Here is an 18,340-nt window from a genome sequence, read left to right as displayed (position 1 = left end):
AGGCGGTAGCATTGCCGCATGGCCATGACGCTGCGACTCTCCGAAGACGACGACCGCCTCCTCACCGAGCGCGCCGCCAAGGAGCACCGCTCCAAGCACGATCTCGCGGTCGAGGCGATCCACACCTTCCTCACCGAGCGCGAGCGCCGCTTCGACGACCTCCTCGCGAACGCCCTGGAAGAAGACCGCGAACTCCTCGACCGGCTCGCCGAGTGACCGACTACCTCGACCTCGACGACCTGATCAAGATCGCCGTCGCGGTCACCGGCCGGCAGCGGCCGCCGGTGCGCGACTGGGGCCTGCTGGAATCGGCGCTCGCCCGCCCGCGGGCCGAGGCGTTCGGCGTCGAGGCCTACGAGTCGCTGCACGAGAAGGCGGCGGCCCTGCTCCACTCGCTCGCGCGCAACCACGCGCTGGTCGACGGCAACAAGCGCCTCGCCTACCTGGCGGTGAAGCTGATGTTCGGACTCAACGGACTCCATCTGCGAGTCCCCTCGCCGGAAGAGGGCGACGTGTTCATCCGAGCGATCGCGCAAGGCGACCACGACGTCCCCGAGATCGCGAAGACCATGGCGGACTGGACCACCCCGCTCCAGTGAGCGAACGAAGGGCCCGGACGCGAGCGTCCGGGCCCTTCGCCACCGCTCAACCGGCGTCGCGGATCCCCAGGACCCTCCTCGCCTCCGCCGCGGCGACCGCCGGGCGCTGCGCCAGCGCCGCCGCCTCCGCCGCGCGGGCCACCAGCTCCTCGTTCCCGGTCACCGGCCGCCGCCTCGCGAACGAAACGGTGTCCTCCATCCCGACCCGCAGGTGCCCGCCGTGCGCCAGCGACGCGAGCATGACCGGCAGCGTGGTCCGGCCGATGCCCGTGGCGGAGAACGTGGTCCCCTCCGGCAGGCGGCGGCGCACCGCCTCCGCGAAGGCCGTCACCGTCGAGGCGTCCCCGGGCGCCCCTCCCGGGACGCCCAGCACGAAGTCCACGTGCACGTGCCCGCCGAACGGCAGTCCGCGCTCACCCAGCAGCCGCTCCAGCGACGCCACGTGCCCCAGGTCGAACAGCTCGTACTCGGGCACCACGCGCCGCTCGACCATCCGCTCGTGCAGCTCCACGATGAACTCCCAGCGGTTCATGAACACGTCGCCGCCGAAGTTCACCGTGCCCATCGTGCACGAGGCCATGTCCGGCTCCGCGTCGAGCACCGCGAGCCGGGCCCCCTCCGGGTCGCGCACCGAGCCGCCGGTGGACAGCTGCACGATCAGGTCGGTCGACTCCCGCAGGGCCGCGACGGCGTCGCGCAACCGCACCGGGTCCAGCGTCGGCGTCGCCTCGTCGTCCCGCAGGTGCACGTGGACGATCGAGGCCCCGGCGCGCTCGCACGCCACGGCCGTGCCGACCAGCTCCTCCAGCGTCACCGGCAGGGCCGGGACCTCGCGCTTGTCGACCTCGGCCCCCGTGGGGGCCACCGTGATCAGCGTCCCGGTCACCGGGCCTCCGCCGCCTCGTCCGCGGCCTTCTCGCGCTCCGCGGCCTCCCGCGAGCGCGCGGCCGCCGCGTCCCCGGCCTCCTTCACCGCGCCCGGCGGGTGCATGTTGCCCCACCACTGCTGCCCGGCCTTGGAGAGCGTGTCGATCGGGTCGTAGAACGGGTACCGGCGCGTCAGCGCGTCCGGGTCGTCGGCCTCGATCGAGGTCCGGTAGTTCTTGGTCCAGTACGAGATCCCCAGCTCCCGGTCGTACTCGGACAGCTGGTGGACCCAGCGCTTGCCGACCATCGGCACGTCGCAGATGATCCGCGGGGTCGCGTACCCGGGCAGGTACCCCATGATCGCGGTCTGGAGCTCCTGGGCCTGCGCCACGGAGGTCCGCCAGTGCTCGGCGTTGGGGATCATGTCGCACATGTAGAAGTAGTACGGCAGGATGTTCGCCTCGCCCTGCATCGCGAAGCACAGGTCGAGCAGGTCGGCCTGCGTGTCGTTGATGCCGCGCATGAGCACGCCCTGGTTGCGCACGTCCCGCACGCCCGCGTCCAGCATCGCCGCCGCCGCCTTCGCCACGGCCGGGGTCACCGAGTTGACGTGGTTGATGTGCGTGTGGATCGCCAGGTTCACGCCGCGCTCGGCCGCGGTCTTGGCGATGCGGCCCATGCCGTCGACGATCTCGTCCTGGAGCCAGTGCTGCGGCAGCCCCATGAGCGCCTTCGTCGCCAGGCGGATGTCGCGGATCGTCTCGACTTCGAGGAGCCGCTCCAGGAACGACTCGAGCTGGCGCCACGGCAGGTTCGCGACGTCGCCGCCGGAGACCACGACGTCGCGGACCCCCGGGTGGGTCTGGAGGTACTCCAGGATCGCGGACTGCCGGTCGACGGGCTTGAGCGCGAGCCGCCGCTTGTCCACCGTCGGCGTGGAGTTGCCGACCAGGTCCATGCGGGTGCAGTGCCCGCAGTACTGGGGGCAGGTGGACAGGAGCTCGGCGAGGACCTTCGTGGGGTAGCGGTGGGTCAGGCCCTCGACCGCCCACATGTCGTGCTCGTGGAGGGAGTCGCGCGCCGCGAACGGGTGCGAGGGCCAGTCGGTGCGCCGGTCCGAGGCCACCGGCAGCATGTAGCGGCGCACGGGGTCGGCCTTGAACGCGTCGGTCCACGAGCCGGGCGCGGTCGCCTCGATCGCCGGGACCATCGTGTTGAGCATCTGCGGCGGCAGCAGCATCGACATGGTCGCCGAACGCTCCATGTCCGCGGCCAGGTCGTCGAAGAACGACTCGTCGAGCCGGTCGCCGACCACCTCCCGCAGCTGCTTGACGTTCTTGACGCAGTGCACGCGCTGCCACTGCGCCGAGGCCCAGTCGGCCTCGGTCACGTCCCGCCAGCCGGGGAACCGGGTCCAGTCCGGCTCCACCAGCTCGCGGCGCCGGTACTGGTAGGGCTGCTCGATCATCACGGGCTTTTGCGCCTCGAGCGGTCGATCGGCCACTTTCTCACCTCCATGCCCGGGTTGTCGCCCCGGGGGAAACTTTGCAGGCGGGGATGACCGCCTTGTGACGAGGATAACCTTCCGTTACAGTTGCTCGCTAGGTCCCGCATATTGAGATTCGATCAAGCCCCGCAACCAGGAAGGACGGCGACGATGTCGACAGGCTCACCAGTCGGATCGCACCGGGTCGTCAGCCCCGCCGGAGCGCTGCCACAAGCGGCCGACCGGCTCGACCCCGACCCCGAGATCGCCGAGGACGAGGTGCGCGTCAGCGTCGAGCGCCTCAACCTCGACGCGGCCTCCTACCGGCAGCTCCGCACCGCCCACGGCGGCGACGGCGCCGCGATCCGAGCCGAGGTCCTCGCGATCGTCGAGGCCCGCGGCAAGATGCACAACCCCGTCACCGGCTCCGGCGGGATGCTCATCGGCACCGTCGACGCCGTCGGCCCCCGCTCGCCCCTCGGCCTGCGGCCCGGCCAGAAGATCGCCACCCTCGTCTCCCTCACCCTCACCCCGCTGCGCATCACCGACGGCCTGGCCCGCTGGGACGGCCTCTCCGAGCAGGTCCCCGCGGCCGGGCACGCCGTCCTCTTCGGCCGCTCCATCGCCGCGGTCCTCCCCGAGGACCTCCCCGAACGCCTCGCGCTCGCCGTCCTCGACGTCTGCGGCGCCCCCGCCCTCGTCCGCCGCACGGTGCTCGGAAAGACCGCCGCCCTGAGGCCCCGCGCCGCGACCACCGTCGCCGTCCTCGGCGCCGCCGGGAAGTCCGGGTCGCTCTCCCTCGCCGCCGCCCGCGACGCCGGCGCCGCCACCGTCCTGGCCGTCGTCCGCGACGAGGCCGAGGCCGCGCGGCTGCGCGGCACCGGCCTGGCCGACCGCATCGCCGTCGCCGACGCCACCGACCCGCTCGCACTCGCCGGCGCCGTCACTGAAGCCCTCGACGGCCGCGGTGCCGACGTCACCGTCGTCTGCGTCGACGTCCCCGGCTGCGAGCACGGCGCCGTCCTCGCCACCGCCACCGGCGGCACCGTCGTCTTCTTCTCCATGGCCACCTCCTTCCCGGCCGCCGCCCTCGGCGCCGAGGGCCTCGCCGCCGACGTCGAGATGCTCATCGGCAACGGCTACGTCCCCGGCCACGCCGACTACGCCCTCGGCCTGGTCAACGCGAACCCCGCGCTGAAGGACCTCTTCACCGCCCGCATCTGCGACACCGAGGAGGCCGCCCGGTGACCGGACCGCACCTGCCGCTCGACCCCGCGCTCGTCGCGCGCGCCCGCGCCCTCGCCGCCCGCGCCGCCCAGCCCGTGGTCGACCTCGCCCGCAGCCGCACCACCGTCTCCGTCGAGCGCGCCACCCTCCGCCTCGCCGGGCTCACCGGCGCCGACCCCGACGGCATCCCCTGGGTCAACCGCCTCGCCGACGCCGTCGCCGAGCAGACCGGCCTCGAGCACGGCATCGCCCTCCCGGTCTTCCACGCCCTCCAGGACCACCCCGACCTCACCCGCCTCGCCCACGCCGCCGCGGCCGGAGGGGTCCGCTTCGAGCTCCCCGTCGGCGACGCCGCCGGGCACGCCCGAACGCGCGCCCGCCGCGCCGTCGGCGCCGGATTCACGCGGATCGCTGAAAAACGACGCGAACGCGACGCCCTCGTCGCCGAGATCGGCGACCCGCCCCAGCGGCCCTGGATCTACCTCATCGTCGCCACCGGCGACATCTACGAGGACATCCCCCAGGCCCAGGCCGCCGCCAAGGCCGGCGCCGACGTCATCGCCGTCATCCGCTCCACCGGCCAGTCCCTCCTGGACTACGTCCCCGAGGGCGCCACCCGCGAGGGCTTCGCCGGGACCTACGCCACCGGCGAGAACTTCCGGCTCATGCGCGCCGCCCTCGACGAGACCTCCCGCGAGGTCGGCCGCTACATCCGCCTCACCAACTACGCCTCCGGGCTGTGCATGCCCGAGATCGCCGCGCTCGCCGGGATGCACCGGCTCGACATGATGCTCAACGACTCCATGTACGGCATCCTCTTCCGCGACATCAACCCGGTCCGCACCTTCGTCGACCAGCGCTTCAGCCGCCAGGTCCACGCCCGCGCCGGGATCATCATCAACACCGGCGAGGACAACTACCTGACCACCGCCGACGCCGTCGAGGCCGCCCACACCGTCACCGTGTCGCAGCTGCTCAACGAGCGCTTCGCCCACGAGGCCGGGCTCCCCGACCCGCTCCTGGGCCTGGGCCACGCCTTCGAGATCAACCCCGAAGTGCCCGAGTCCTTCCGGCTCGAGCTCGCCCACGCCCTCCTGGCCCGCCAGTTGTTCCCCGACGCGCCGCTGAAGTGGATGCCGCCCACGAAGCACATGACCGGCGACGTCTTCCGCGGCAACCTCCTCGACGGGTTCTTCAACCTCGCCGGGGTCATGACCGGCCAGTCGATCCTCCTGGTGGGCATGATGACCGAGGCGGTCGTCACCCCCTGGCTCTCCGACCGCGACATCGCGCTCCAGAACGTGCGCTACGTCCTCTCCGCCTGCGCCGGGCTCGCCGAGGACTTCCACCCGCCCGCCGACGGCTTCATCGCCCGCCGCGCGAACGAGGTCCTCGGCGAGGCCGTCGACCTCCTCGGCCGCATCGTCGACGACGGCCTGCTCAACGCCATCGCCGACGGCACCTTCGGCATCATGAGGCGCCCCGCCGACGGCGGCCGCGGCCTCGACGGCGTCGCCGAGCGCGCCGAGGACTACTGGAACCCCGCATCGGAGGTCCTGGACCTCGACGGCGAGTTCACGCCCGCTCGCGAGGAGGCCGCCCGATGAGCCGCATCGTCCGCCCCTACGGGGACACCACCGGCGACGGCATGGTGCAGCTCTCGTTCACCCTGCCCGTCCCGCACGACAAGCGCGCCGAGGGCGCGGCCCTCCAGCTCGCCGCGAAGATGGGCCTCGACGGCGCGATGCTCGTGCACGCCAAGGCCATCGGCGAGTCCTACACGTTCTTCGTCGTCTACGGCGCCTCCACCCACCTCGTCAACCTCGACGAGGTCAAGGTGGTCGAGCGCGACTACCCGCACTTGAGCCCCAAGGAGGTCAACGACGCCGTCCGCGGGACGCTCGGCCGCAAGCTCTGCGTCGTCGGCGCCTGCATCGGCACCGACGCGCACACCGTCGGCATCGACGCGATCCTCAACATCAAGGGCGTCGCGGGGGAGAAGGGCCTGGAGTACTACCGCGAGCTGCGCGTGGTCAACCTCGGCGCCCAGGTGGCCGTCCCCGACCTCGTGAACCGCGCCGTCGACGAGGCCGCCGACGCGGTCCTCGTCAGCCAGGTCGTCACCCAGAAGGACGCCCACCTGCACAACACCCGCGAGATGGCCGCCGCCTTCCGCGAGGCCCTGCCGCCGGGGAGGCGCCCCCTGCTCGTCGTCGGCGGCCCCCGCTTCGACGAGGGCGCCGCCGCCGACCTCGGCGTCGACCGCGTCTTCACCCGCGGCACCACCCCCTCCGACGTCGCCTCCTACCTCGTCCACCGACTCGTCACCGCCAGGCCCGCAACCGAAGTGGAGACCGCATGACCAGCCACGACGGCACCGCCGTGACCCACCGCCGCTACATCCCCTACAGCCACGCCCACTACGGCGGGAACCTCGTCGACGGCGCCTACGGCCTCGGCATGTTCGGCGACGTCGCCACCGAGCTGTGCATCCGCACCGACGGCGACGAGGGCCTCTTCGCCTCCTACACGGACGTCCAGTTCAAGGCCCCCGTGAAGGCGGGCGACGTCGTCGAGGCCACCGCCACCGTGGTCCGCACCGGCAGGCGCAGCCGCACCGTCGAGTTCACCCTCACCGTCGTCTGCCGCGCCGACCCCGACCGCGGCGAGTCGGCCGCCCGCGTCCTCGACGAGCCCATCGTCGCCACCACCGCCACCGGGACGGTGGTCGTCCCGTGAGGACCGCCCCGTGAACGCGGTGCTCGTCTGCGTCGACGTCGGCTCCACCTACACCAAGGCCGCCGCCGTCGACGCGGACACCGGGGACCTCCTCGGCACCGCCTCGCACCCGACCACGCTCGCCTCCGACGTCATGGACGGCCTGCGCGCCGCCGCCGACGCCGCGACCCCCCGAGGCGCCGCCGTGGCCGACACCCTCGTCTGCTCCTCCGCCGGCGGCGGCCTGCGCCTCGCCGTCATCGGCAACGAGCCCCTGGTCACCGCCCGGGCCGCCTACCGGGCCGGGCTCAGCGCCGGCGCCCGCGTCGTCGACGTGCGCGCCGGGAGCCTCACCGCCGCCGACTACACCGGCCTCGCCGCCGCCCGCCCCGACGTGATCCTCCTGGCCGGCGGCACCGACGGCGGCGACGACACCGTCCTGCGCGCCCACGCCGCCGGCCTCGCCGCCTCCGGCCTGCGCACCCCGGTCGTCTTCGCCGGCAACCGGCACGCCCGCGACGAGGTCACCGCCCTCCTCACCGCGGCGGGCGTCCCCGTCACCGGCGTCGCCAACGTCCTCCCGCGCATCGGCGTCCTCGACCCCGCCCCCGCCAGGACCGCCCTGCGCGAGGTCTTCCTGCGCCACGTCATCGCCGGCAAGCACCTCTCCGCCGGCCCCGACTTCGCCCGCATGGTCGCGGCCGCCACCCCCGACGCCGTCCTCACCGGCGTCGAGGCGCTGGCCGACCTCGCCGGCGAGGACCTCCTCGTGGTCGACGTCGGCGGCGCCACCACCGACGTCTACTCCGTGCTCACCCCCGACGCCGAACTCCAGGGCCCCCGCGCCGAAGTCGCCGGGACCGCCTGGCGCTCGCGCACCGTCGAAGGCGACCTCGGCGTCCGCCACACCGCCGCCGGCGTCATCGAGGCCGCCGACGAGGAGGACCTCCCGGCCTCCCCCCGCCTCCGCGACGCCGCCCGCCTGCGCGCCGCCGACCCCGGCCTGCGCGCCGACGACCTCGCCGACGACGCCGGGCTCACCGCGCTCGCCGCCCGGATCGCCGTGCGCCGCCACGCCCGCGGCGAACGCGTCGGCGGCCCCACCGAGCCGCTGCGCGGCGGCAAGGACCTCGCCGCCGTCGGCCTCGTCATCGGCTCCGGCGGCGTCCTGCGCCGCCGTCCCGGCGCCGCGGCGCTGCTGCGCGAAGCGGTCGGCGCCGACACCTCCGGCGGCGTCCGCCCGCCGCAGGACGCCCGCTTCGCGATCGACGCCGACTACCGGCTGGCGCCCGCGGGCCTCCTCGCGGCCCGAGACCGCCGCGACCTGGCCGAACGCCTCCTCGCGCCACTCCTCCTCGGCCCGTGGTCGACTCGTTCCGGACCGTAGGCAACCTCACGCGGCGCCACAGGCGTCCTTGAGACGAGCCCCCTCGGATTCCTGTTGCGACCCAACGAAAGGCCATCATGCAACGACGCGATGCGATCAAACTCGGCGCCGGGATCACCGCCGCCGGCGCCGTCCTCGGCACCGCCACCACCGCGCACGCCGAACAGGCCTCCGCGCAGGTCGTCTCCACCGCGACCAAGATCAAACGGGTCTTCGACACCGAGACCGCCAAGGCCGGGGGCACCTGGCAGGGCACCGTCACCCTCCTCGACGGCGCCGCCGCGCCCGTCGTCGCGGTCGACCACAACGCCACGAGCGTCCAGACCGCCGCCAGCACCAACAAGCTCGGCATCGCCCTCGGCGTCCTCGACAAGATCGACCGCGGCGAACTGGCGCTCGACGACCGGGTCACCCTCACCGAGGACATCATCCTCACCGGCTCGGGCTTCTACTTCCACCAGACCGCCTACGGCGACGAGATCACCGTCGCCAACGTCCTGGTCGCCATGCTCCTGACCTCCGACAACACCTCGGTGCGCCTGTGCGGCCTGGTCTGCCCGCCCGCCGAGATCAACGAGGTCCTGGAGGCCAAGGGCTTCACCGACACCCGCGTGGTCCCCAACCCGGCCAACCCCAGCCGCATGTGGCTCGGCGACACCACCACCGCGGAGACGAACGACCTCCTCCGCCGCCTCGCCAAGGGCGAGCTCCTGTCGACCGGCGGCACCCGCTTCCTCCTCAACGTCCTCAAGGGCCTCAGCGGCTACCACGACGGGTTCCGCCGCAACATGTCCTCGGTCGAGCGCTCGCGCATCGCCATGAAGTACGGCGCCGACGACGCCAACCGCAACGAGGCCGGCGTCGTCTACAACGCCGCCGGCGCCCCTGCGCTCGTCTACGCGTTCATGTCCCAGTTCGACGACCACTGGGGAAACTACGGCGCCACCCACCCCGCCGTCCAGGCCCACGCGGCCATGGGCCGCAAGATGCTCGACATCGTCGACGCCGCGGGCCTCGCCGCCTCCGACGCGGTCGGGCTCGACGTCGAGCAGGAGTCCCTCGACGCGGGACTCACCCGGTAGCGGCCGGTGCGGGGCCCCGGTCGCCACCGCGGCCGGGGCCCCGCCGCGTCCCGGCGGCCCTCCCGCCGGGAACCCTCCCAGGCAGGAGTGATGTACGGTTCGGTGCGTCATAATCCAACCTCAGAGGAGTGATCAATCGTGGACGTGGAGCGCACCGAGTTGCCCGGTATCGGAGTGCGGTTCGAGTTCGAGACGAAACGGCATGTCCGCCTCGGCATCGTCGCCCACCGAGAAGGCCGCCGCGACTTCATCATCTACGACCCCGACGACCCCGACTCGATGCTCGACTGCATCGTCTTCTCGGCCGACGAGTCGGCCGCGATCGGCGAGCTCCTCGGCGGCGCCCGCATCGTCGAGAAGCTCAACCGGCTCCACCACGAGATCGACAACCTCGTCTCCCGCCAGTTGAAGGTCGACGCGACCAGCCCCTACGCCGAACGCCCGCTCGGCGACACCCGCGCCCGCACCCGCACCGGCGCCTCCATCGTCGCGATCGTCCGCGCCGACGGGGTCGAGACCGGCCCCGCGCCCTCCGCGACGCTGCACGTCGGCGACCGGCTCGTGACGATCGGAACGCAGGAGGCGGTCGATGCGGTCGAGAGAATCCTCAGGGGGCTTGAGTAGTGCACGGAACCGTTGAGCTCCTCCTCGAACTCGGCATCCTCATCGGCGCCCTCGGCCTCCTCGGGGCGCTCGCGGGGCGGTTCGCGATCTCCGCCATCCCGCTCTACCTCCTCGCCGGCCTCGCCTTCGGGCACGGCGGCATCTACGAACTGCACGCCATCACCGGCTTCCTCGAGGTCGGCGCCCAGGTCGGCGTGGTGCTCCTCCTGTTCACCCTCGGCCTGGAGTACACGCCGCGCGAACTGCTCGGCACCATGAAGACCTCGTGGACGGGCGCCGTCGTCGACCTGGTCCTCAACGCCACCCCGGGCGTGGTCTGCGCGCTCCTGCTCGGCTGGGGCCCGGTCGCGGCCGTCGTCTTCGGCGGCGTCACCTACGTGTCCTCCTCCGGCATCATCGCGAAGGTCCTCTCCGACCTCGGCTGGCTCGGCAACCGCGAGACGCCCACCGTGCTCGCGCTCCTGGTCGCCGAGGACCTGGTGATGGCCCTGTACCTGCCGATCGTCACCACGATCCTGGCCGGGCTCGCGTTCGCGCAGGCCGCCTGGGGGCTCGCCATCGCGCTGCTCGCCGTCGCGGCCGCCTTCGTGGTCGCCTCCCGCTGCGGGCACCTGCTCTCGCGGTTCCTCGCCTCGCCCTCGAACGAGATCCTGATGCTCAAGGTGATGGGCATCATCCTGGTCGTGGCCGGGCTCGCCGAGCAGGTCCACGTCTCAGCCGCCGTCGGCGCGTTCTTCGTCGGCATCGCCCTCTCCGGCGAGGTCTCGCACCAGGCCGAGGAGACGCTGGAGCCGCTCAAGAACCTGTTCGCGGCCATCTTCTTCGTCAACTTCGGCTTGCAGACGGACCCGACGGCGCTGCCGCCGGTGCTGCCGATCGCGATCACGCTGGCCGTGTGCACCATCGCGACGAAGTTCGCCACCGGCTGGTGGGCCGCCGGGCAGGGCGGCTCGATGTTCACCGGCCGGCTGCGGGCGGGGCTCGTGCTGATCCCGCGCGGCGAGTTCTCGATCGTCATCGCCGGGCTCGGCGTCGCGGCCGGACTCGACCCGCAGCTCGGCTCCATGGCGGCGGCGTACGTGCTCATCCTGGCCGCGCTCGGCCCGATGGCCCCGCGCCTGGCGGGCCCGATCGTGCACAAGCGCCGCAAGAAGGCCCGCGCGAGGCGCCTGGCCGACGCACAGGCCTGACGGCGTGTTCCGGGTGCCGCGGTTCGCGCCGCGGCGCCCGGACGGCCCTCATCGCGCGTTTCGGGCGACACGACCGCCGCGAGGCCCCGCCCTCGTCGCACCCGCGCGCCGGGACGCCCGCGTCCGCTGCGACGGGAGTGAAGACTGCGACAGGGGCCACAGCGCCGTGCGGTGCGTTATCGGCGCTTGATACAACTCAGGGATGGCTGAATCCGCGAACCCGCCCCGCCCACAAGACGAGGTCGTCGACATCGCCCGCGACCTCATCCGCATCGACACCACCAACACCGGCGACAACGCGACCGCCAAGGGCGAGCGCGCCGCCGCCGAGTACGTGGCCGAGAAGCTCGCCGAAGTCGGACTCGAACCGAAGATCTACGAGTCCGCGCCCGGCCGCGCCTCCGTCGCCTGCCGCTACCCCGGCGCCGACGCCTCCCGCGGGGCGCTCCTGCTCCACGGCCACCTCGACGTCGTGCCCGCCGAGGCCGCGGAGTGGTCCGTGCACCCCTTCTCGGGCGAGATCAAGGACGGCTACCTCTTCGGCCGCGGCGCGGTCGACATGAAGGACTTCGACGCCATGCTCCTGGCGCTCGTCCGCGACTGGCGCCGCGAGGGCAAGGTCCCCCCGCGCGACCTGGTCCTGCTCTTCACCGCCGACGAGGAGGCCGGCTCCGACTACGGCGCCCGCTTCATGGTCGAGCGCCACCCCGAGGTCTTCGAAGGCGTCACCGAAGCGGTCGGCGAGGTCGGCGGCTTCTCCATGACCCTCCCGAACGACCTGCGCGTCTACGTGGTCCAGACCGCCGAGAAGGGCCTCGACTGGCTGCGCCTGCGCGCCACCGGGCGCCCCGGCCACGGCTCGATGCTCCACGACGACAACGCCGTCACCCGCCTCACCCGCGCGGTCGCGAACATCGGCCAGCACGAGTTCCCCGTCGAGATGACCCCCACGGTGCGCCAGTTCCTGGAATCGGTCTCCGAACTCACCGGCGTCGAGTTCGACCCGTCGAACCCCGACGAGGCCGTCGCGAAACTCGGCCCCATCGCCCGCCTGGTCGGCGCGACCCTGCGCAACACCGCCAACCCGACCCGCCTCGACGCCGGGTACAAGACCAACGTCATCCCCTCCACCGCCGAGGCCGTCCTCGACTGCCGGTCCCTGCCCGGCCGCAACGACGAACTCGAGGCCACCCTCAAGGAGCTCGCGGGCGCGGGGATCGACTTCGAGTACGAGATCCGCCAGCCCGGCTACGAGACCTCCTTCGACGGGGCGCTCGTGGACGCCATGGCCGACGCCATCCGCCTCGCCGACTCCGGCGCCCGCACCGTCCCCTACATGCTCTCGGGCGGCACCGACGCCAAGGCCTTCGCGACCCTCGGCATCCGCTGCTTCGGGTTCGCGCCGCTCAAGCTCCCCGCCGACCTCGACTTCACCGCCCTGTTCCACGGCATCGACGAGCGGGTCCCGGTCTCGGGCCTCCAGTTCGGCGTCGACGTCATGGACCGGTTCGTCGCCCGCTCCTAGCGTCCGGGCGGCTCCGGGGCGGTGAGCGCGCTCACCGCCCCGGAGGCCGCGCCCCTCTGGACAACCGGTCCCGGAGGGGCTTATGCTTCTCCGCGATGTTGATTTTCCTTTAGAAGCAGTCAGGTCCCGCGTCGAGCACCGCTCCGCGAGGACCGCACGGCGCGCATCCCATTCCATGAGGCATTCCGCCTCGCTCCCGCGCGCCTTCACCTTCCACCGCCATCGACTGCATTCTGGAGGCGCCAGTGCTCCGCCATTCCCATATCTCCCTTGTGGACATCACCAAGCGCTACGGCGACCACCTCGTGCTCGACCGGGTCGGCTTCACCGTCAAACCGGGCGAGCGGCTCGGCGTCATCGGCGACAACGGCTCCGGCAAGTCCACCCTGCTCAGGCTCCTCGCCCGCGTCGAGGAGCCCGACAACGGCGAGCTCACCGTCATCGCCCCCGGCGGCGTCGGCTACCTGCCGCAGCAGCTCGACCTGCCCGAGGACCGCACCGTCGCCGACGCGATCAACCTCGCCCTCGCCGACCTGCGCGAGATCGAGGCCGCCATGCGCGAGACCGAACGCGCCCTCGCCGACGAGCCGGGTGCCGCCGAGGCCTACGCCGACCTCATGGCCCGCTTCGAGGCCCGCGAGGGCTGGGACGCGGACCTGCGGGTCGACCTGGCCCTGAACGCGCTCGGCCTGCCCGGGCTCGACCGCGGGCGCGCCCTCGGGACGCTCTCGGGCGGCGAGCGCTCGCGCCTGATGCTGGCCGCGACCCTCGCGTCGCGGCCCGCGCTCCTGCTGCTCGACGAGCCGTCCAACGACCTCGACGACGCGGCGGTGGCCTGGCTCGAGGCGCAGCTGCGCGACTGGAAGGGCACGGTCGTGGCCGTCACCCACGACCGCGCCTTCCTGGAGGCCGTCACCACCGCCATGGTCGAGGTCGAGGGCCGCGGCGTCCGCCGCTACGGCGACGGCTACGCCGGCTACCTCACCGCGAAGGCGGTCGAGCGCCAGCAGGCCCAGGCCGCGTACGAGCGGTGGACCGCCGAGGTCCAGCGCCAGGAGGGCATCGTCGAGCACAACGCGGGCCGCATGGACGCGATTCCGCGCAAGCTCCCGATGGCCAACATGTCCACCGGCGCGTTCCGGCAGCGCAGCCGCAACCACGGCGCGTCCAGCCGCATCAAGATCGCCAAGCAGCAACTCGAACGGCTCCAGGCGGCCCCGGTCGCCCCGCCGCCCGAGCCGATGCGCTTCGAGTCCGGCCTCACCACCACGGGAGCGGACACGCAGGCCCCGGCCCTGCGGCTGCGCGGCGTCCGTGTCGGCGACCGCCTCAAGGTCGGCGACCTGGAGGTCGCCCACGGCGAGCGCGTCCTGATCACCGGGCCGAACGGCGCGGGCAAGACCACGCTCATGCGGGTCCTCGCCGGCGAGCTCGCCCCCGACGAGGGCACGGCCGAGCGCACCGGCGCCGTGGGCCACCTGCGCCAGCTGTCCGGCCCCGGCTCGGGGCGCCAGTCGGTGCTGCGGGTCTTCGCGGCCGGGCGCGTCGGCACGATCGAGGAGCACGCCGAAGCGCTCCTGCGGCTGGGGCTGTTCGAACCCGACCAGTTCGGGAAGCCCGTGGCGGCCCTCTCGACCGGGCAGCGCCGCCGGCTCGAACTGGCCCGCCTGGTGACCCGCCCGGTGGACGTGCTGCTGCTGGACGAGCCGACCAACCACCTCTCGCCGGTGCTCGCCGAGGAGCTCCAGGAGGCCTTGGCCTCCTACACCGGCACGGTGGTCCTGGTCAGCCACGACCGCCGGCTGCGCGCGTCGTTCCAGGGCCGGCGCCTGGAGATGGACGCCGGGTCCGTCACCGGCGAGCGATGACGAGCTCCCTTCCGGCCGAGGCGCACTGGGCGGCGTACTCGGCCGGGGGGAACCCGATGACGTCCTTGAAGTCGTGCGTGAAGTGGGCCTGGTCCGACCATCCGAGCTCGGCGGCGAGCCGGGCCAGGTCCGCCCCGGGGTCCTCGGCGAGGCGGTCGGCCGCGTCGTGGAGCCGGTAGCGGCGGATCAGCGCCTTCGGCCCCAGGCCCACGTAGTCCTGGAACAACCGTTGCAACGTCTTGGGGGACATGAAGAACCGTGCGGCCACCTGGTCCACCCTGGTGACGCCGCGGTCCTCCAGCATCGCCGCCACGACCTCCAGCAGCCGCCCGTAGCGCGGGTCGGACCCCTCCGGCAGCCGCTCCTCCAGGAACCGGGAGACCACCCGCACGGCCGCCTCGTCGGTCCCGTTCATGACGATCGCGTTGAGCTCGTCGGCCTCGGGGCCGAGGAGGTTCGCCGCGCCCGCCGACCAGTCCGCGAGCGCCGCCGCCTCGACCCCGCTGAACGCGGTGAACCCGCCGGGGCGGAACTTCGCCCCGAACACCCGGCCCGCACCGGTGAGCGGGTGCCGCGAGACCGCGACCCCCGGCCCGTGCAGCTCGGCGCCGATCACCGGCATGAAACTGAGGTTCACGCACGGATGGGGGATCACCACCGACTCGTACGAGGCCCCCTCCGGCAGGTCCCACCGGACCGACCAGTACCGCTCCACGTACCGCCCGAGCGGGCCCGTCTGCGGGTACCGCCGCAGGTCGATGAAGCGCACCGCCTCCTGCGGCCGCAGTATCCCCTTGTCGCTGGCGGTAGGTCCGTTCACGCCTCGGATGCTATCCCCGGGGTGCGTCGTTTTTTTACAAGCGGCGCCCCGGCCCCTCGACCAGACTGGCCCCATGAGCACTGAGCAGACCAGCAGCAGCAAGGTGAACCCGATCCCGGACGGCTACCACTCCATCACGCCGTTCATCGTCGTCAAGGACGCGGCGAAGGCCCTCGACTGGTACGCCGAGGTCTACGGCGCGAAGGTCCTCTCCCGCAACGACATGCCCGACGGCACGGTCGCGCACGCCGAGGTCCTCATCGGGAACTCGATCATCCAGCTCGGCGACGCCAACCCCGCGTTCGGCATGGCCGAGCCCGACCCCGAGAACATCACCGCGTCCTTCACCCTCTACGTCGAGGACTGCGACGCCGTCTACGCCAAGGCCGTCGAGGCGGGCGCACGCGTCCGCGAGGAGCCCTCGGTGTTCCTCACCGGCGACCGGTACGCCTCGATCGCCGACCCGTTCGGGCGCCGCTGGTCGATCATGACCCGCGTCGAGGACGTCTCCCGCGAAGAGGGCGAGCGCCGCGTCGACGAGTGGATGGCCTCCATGGCCCAGGAGTAGCCGCCGCGGCCGCGGGCGGGCGACCGCCCGCGGCTCAGTAGCTCTCCGGGTACCCCACGGTCGGCGCCGACACGTCGTCGAGCGCCAGCCGGATCTCCGGCGGCAGGAACAGCTGCTCGGCCGCGAGCGAGGCCCGCAGCTGCGTCGAGTTCCGCGCTCCCACGATCGCCGAGGCGACGCCCGGCTGGTCCCGCACCCACGCTAGCGCGACCTCCAGCGGGCTCACCCCCAGCCCCTCGGCCGCCGTCGCGCACGCCTCCACGATCCCGGCCGAGCGCTCGTCCAGGTACACCCCGGCGAACCGCGACCACTGCGACGAGACCGCCCGCGAGTCGGCCGGGCGCCCGAACCGGTACTTGCCCGTCAGCACCCCCCGGCCCAGCGGCGACCACGCCAGCACGCCCATCTCCAGCGCCAGGCACGCCGGCAGCACCTCCCGCTCGACGCCCCGCTGGAGCAGCGAGTACTCGACCTGGCTCGCCGAGATCGGGGTCCGGCCCGGCCACGCCGACTGCCACGCGAACGCCCGCGCCGTCTGCCAACCGGTGTGGTTGGACAGCCCGACATAGCGGACCTTGCCGCTCGAGACGGCCGCGTCGAGCACCGACATCGTCTCCTCCAGCGGCGTGTCCGGGTCGTACACGTGCAGGATCCACAAGTCGATGTAGTCGGTCCCCAGGCGCCGCAGGGACCCTTCCAGGGACCGCATGAGCCACCCGCGCGACGTGTCCCGCTTGCGCGGCGCCCCGTCCGTGCGCACTCCGGCCTTCGTGGCGATGTGCAGCTCCGAGCGCGCCACGACCTTGCCCATGAGCTGCCCGATCACCGCCTCGGCCGCGCCCTGCCCGAACACGTCGGCGGTGTCCACGAGCGTGCCGCCGGCCTCTACGAAGGTCTGCAGCTGGGCGGCCGCGTCCTCGAGGCCGGCCTCGTCGGTGGTCCACGTCATCGTCCCCAGGCCCAACGAGGAGACTTCGATGCCGCTGCGTCCAAGTGGTCGGCGTTCCATGGTCACTGAAGTTACATCGAACAACGTTCGCGTGAAAGCCTCAGGTGCGCTTGAGCGGACGGGCCGGACCGGTCGCCACTGGCCGGACGGCCGGTGTTCGGAATACGATCGCGGGCATGGATTCCTGGAGCTCACCGCCCGTACCCGCCCTGCCCGGCCACGGACCGGCCCTGCGCCTGCACGACACCGCCTCGGGCGCGCCGCGCGAGACGGTCAAGCCCGGCGCCGAGCGCGCCTCGATGTACGTGTGCGGCATCACTCCCTACGACGCGACGCACCTGGGCCACGCCGCGACCATGATCACCTTCGACCTGGTCCACCGCTACTGGCTCGACCAGGGGCTCGACGTCCACTACGCCCAGAACGTCACCGACGTCGACGAGCCGCTCTTCGAGCGCGCCGAGCGCGACGGCACCGACTGGCAGGTCCTGGGCCTGCGCGAGACCGCCCTCTACCGCGAGGACATGGAGGCCCTCCAGGTCCTCCCGCCCCGCCACTTCATCGGCGCCGTCGAGTCGATCCCCTCCGTCGGCCGGGCCGTCGCCGACCTGCTCGAGAAGGGCGCGGCCTACCGCCACGAGAGCGGCGACGTCTACTACGCCGTCGCGGCCGACGCCGACTTCGGCGGCGAGTCGAACTACGACCGCGACACCATGCTCGCGTTCGCCCGCGAGCGCGGCGGCGACCCCGACCGCGACGGCAAGCGCGACCCGCTCGACCCGATCCTGTGGAACGCCCCCCGCGACGGGGAGCCCTCCTGGCCCAGCGAGGTCGGCCCCGGCCGCCCCGGCTGGCACATCGAGTGCGCCTGCATCGCCCTCGACCACCTCGGCGCCCGCATCGACGTCCAGGGCGGGGGCAACGACCTCATCTACCCCCACCACGAGATGTCCGCCGCGCACGCCCAGTCCCTCACCGGCGAGCGCCCCTTCGCCCGCGCCTACGTCCACACCGGCATGATCGGCCTGGACGGCGAGAAGATGTCCAAGTCCCTCGGCAACCTCGTGTTCGTCTCCAAGCTCCGCGCCGAGGGCGTCGACCCCGCCGCGGTGCGCCTGGCCCTGCTCGCCGACCACTACCGCTCCGACCGGCAGTGGAGCGCGACCGCGCTGGCCGAGGCCGAGCTGCGCCTGGGCCGCTGGCGCGAGGCCGTCTCCCGCGAGCTGGCCGTCCCGGCCGGGGCGATGCTCACCGCCGTGCGCGAGCGCCTCGCCGACGACCTCGACACCGCCGGGGCCCTCGCGGCGGTCGATGAGTGGGCGAACGCGACTCTTGCCGCAGGTGGGGAGGATCCCTCAGCTTCCGCCCTCGCCCGCGACACGATCGGAGGATTGCTCGGCATACACTGCACGCGCTGATTGTGCGAAATGC

18 protein-coding genes are annotated in these 18,340 nt (G+C 72.9%); 14 read left to right on the top strand and 4 right to left on the bottom strand.

The window, feature by feature from the left end; translation table 11 throughout:
- The first annotated feature begins 18 nt into the window (after positions 1-18).
- Together LO763_RS25060 and LO763_RS25055 are read left to right on the top strand one after the other, a co-directional pair.
- Positions 19-216, top strand: a complete 198-nt coding sequence (locus LO763_RS25060) for a hypothetical protein (protein WP_230790499.1) — start codon at positions 19-21, stop codon at positions 214-216.
- Positions 213-599 carry a type II toxin-antitoxin system death-on-curing family toxin gene (locus LO763_RS25055; RefSeq protein ID WP_230790498.1) on the top strand — a complete coding sequence of 129 codons (387 nt, stop codon included), beginning with the start codon at positions 213-215 and terminating at the stop codon, positions 597-599. The genes LO763_RS25060 and LO763_RS25055 overlap by 4 nt, the downstream gene beginning before the upstream one ends.
- A gap of 46 nt (positions 600-645) precedes the next feature.
- Here LO763_RS25055 and LO763_RS25050 read toward each other — a convergent pair whose 3' ends face one another.
- Together LO763_RS25050 and LO763_RS25045 are read right to left on the bottom strand one after the other, a co-directional pair.
- Positions 646-1,485 carry a beta-keto acid cleavage family enzyme gene (locus LO763_RS25050; protein ID WP_230790497.1) on the bottom strand — a complete coding sequence of 280 codons (840 nt, stop codon included), beginning with the start codon at positions 1,483-1,485 and terminating at the stop codon, positions 646-648.
- A complete protein-coding gene (locus tag LO763_RS25045) occupies positions 1,482-2,933 on the bottom strand; it encodes a KamA family radical SAM protein (protein ID WP_255673002.1) in 1,452 nt (483 codons plus the stop codon). The genes LO763_RS25050 and LO763_RS25045 overlap by 4 nt, the downstream gene beginning before the upstream one ends.
- Positions 2,934-3,122: 189 nt before the next feature.
- On the opposite strand from LO763_RS25045, the gene kdd reads away from it, so the two are divergent.
- The 10 genes from kdd (at position 3,123) to abc-f (ending at position 14,572) form a co-directional block, all read left to right on the top strand.
- Positions 3,123-4,199 carry an L-erythro-3,5-diaminohexanoate dehydrogenase gene (gene kdd / locus LO763_RS25040; protein WP_230790495.1) on the top strand — a complete coding sequence of 359 codons (1,077 nt, stop codon included), beginning with the start codon at positions 3,123-3,125 and terminating at the stop codon, positions 4,197-4,199.
- Positions 4,196-5,785: a lysine 5,6-aminomutase subunit alpha gene (gene kamD / locus LO763_RS25035; protein WP_230790494.1), complete on the top strand. Its 1,590-nt coding sequence runs from the start codon at positions 4,196-4,198 to the stop codon at positions 5,783-5,785. The genes kdd and kamD overlap by 4 nt, the downstream gene beginning before the upstream one ends.
- On the top strand, positions 5,782-6,540 hold the full coding sequence (gene kamE / locus LO763_RS25030; protein ID WP_230790492.1) for a lysine 5,6-aminomutase subunit beta: 759 nt from the start codon (positions 5,782-5,784) through the stop codon (positions 6,538-6,540). The genes kamD and kamE overlap by 4 nt, the downstream gene beginning before the upstream one ends.
- Entirely contained in the window at positions 6,537-6,917 is a 381-nt protein-coding gene (gene kal, locus LO763_RS25025; protein WP_230790489.1) for a 3-aminobutyryl-CoA ammonia lyase, read from the top strand. Before kamE ends, kal begins: the two co-directional genes overlap by 4 nt.
- Before the next feature lie 19 nt (positions 6,918-6,936).
- A complete protein-coding gene (locus LO763_RS25020) occupies positions 6,937-8,283 on the top strand; it encodes a glutamate mutase L (RefSeq protein ID WP_369432084.1) in 1,347 nt (448 codons plus the stop codon).
- A gap of 77 nt (positions 8,284-8,360) precedes the next feature.
- Positions 8,361-9,365, top strand: a complete 1,005-nt coding sequence (locus tag LO763_RS25015; protein WP_230790484.1) for a serine hydrolase — start codon at positions 8,361-8,363, stop codon at positions 9,363-9,365.
- 138 nt (positions 9,366-9,503) lie between these two features.
- Positions 9,504-9,989 carry a cation:proton antiporter regulatory subunit gene (locus tag LO763_RS25010; RefSeq protein ID WP_230790482.1) on the top strand — a complete coding sequence of 162 codons (486 nt, stop codon included), beginning with the start codon at positions 9,504-9,506 and terminating at the stop codon, positions 9,987-9,989.
- Positions 9,989-11,179, top strand: coding sequence for a cation:proton antiporter (locus LO763_RS25005; protein WP_230790481.1), 1,191 nt, complete (start codon positions 9,989-9,991; stop codon positions 11,177-11,179). The genes LO763_RS25010 and LO763_RS25005 overlap by 1 nt, the downstream gene beginning before the upstream one ends.
- A 202-nt stretch (positions 11,180-11,381) precedes the next feature.
- Positions 11,382-12,704, top strand: coding sequence for a M20/M25/M40 family metallo-hydrolase (locus LO763_RS25000; protein ID WP_230790479.1), 1,323 nt, complete (start codon positions 11,382-11,384; stop codon positions 12,702-12,704).
- Between the two features lie 263 nt (positions 12,705-12,967).
- Positions 12,968-14,572, top strand: a complete 1,605-nt coding sequence (gene abc-f, locus LO763_RS24995) for a ribosomal protection-like ABC-F family protein (protein ID WP_369432083.1) — start codon at positions 12,968-12,970, stop codon at positions 14,570-14,572.
- On the opposite strand, the gene LO763_RS30145 is transcribed toward abc-f, so the two are convergent.
- Positions 14,556-15,392, bottom strand: coding sequence for an AraC family transcriptional regulator (locus LO763_RS30145; protein ID WP_230790476.1), 837 nt, complete (start codon positions 15,390-15,392; stop codon positions 14,556-14,558). The two genes, abc-f and LO763_RS30145, sit on opposite strands and share 17 nt — an antisense overlap.
- Positions 15,393-15,465: 73 nt before the next feature.
- On the opposite strand from LO763_RS30145, the gene LO763_RS24985 reads away from it, so the two are divergent.
- Positions 15,466-15,960 (top strand): VOC family protein, encoded by a 495-nt coding sequence (locus tag LO763_RS24985; RefSeq protein WP_230790475.1) that lies wholly within the window; start codon positions 15,466-15,468, stop codon positions 15,958-15,960.
- Positions 15,961-15,994: 34 nt separating this feature from the next.
- Here the strand turns inward: LO763_RS24985 and LO763_RS24980 are convergent, their stop codons facing one another.
- Entirely contained in the window at positions 15,995-16,969 is a 975-nt protein-coding gene (locus tag LO763_RS24980; protein ID WP_230790474.1) for an aldo/keto reductase, read from the bottom strand.
- Positions 16,970-17,085: 116 nt separating this feature from the next.
- On the opposite strand from LO763_RS24980, the gene mshC reads away from it, so the two are divergent.
- Positions 17,086-18,327, top strand: coding sequence for a cysteine--1-D-myo-inosityl 2-amino-2-deoxy-alpha-D-glucopyranoside ligase (gene mshC / locus LO763_RS24975; RefSeq protein WP_230790472.1), 1,242 nt, complete (start codon positions 17,086-17,088; stop codon positions 18,325-18,327).
- Positions 18,328-18,340 lie beyond the last annotated feature (13 nt).

Source organism: Glycomyces amatae, from assembly GCF_020991375.1.
Classification (GTDB): Bacteria; Actinomycetota; Actinomycetes; order Mycobacteriales; family Micromonosporaceae; genus Glycomyces; species Glycomyces amatae.
This window is presented reverse-complemented; position numbering and strand designations above follow the sequence as displayed.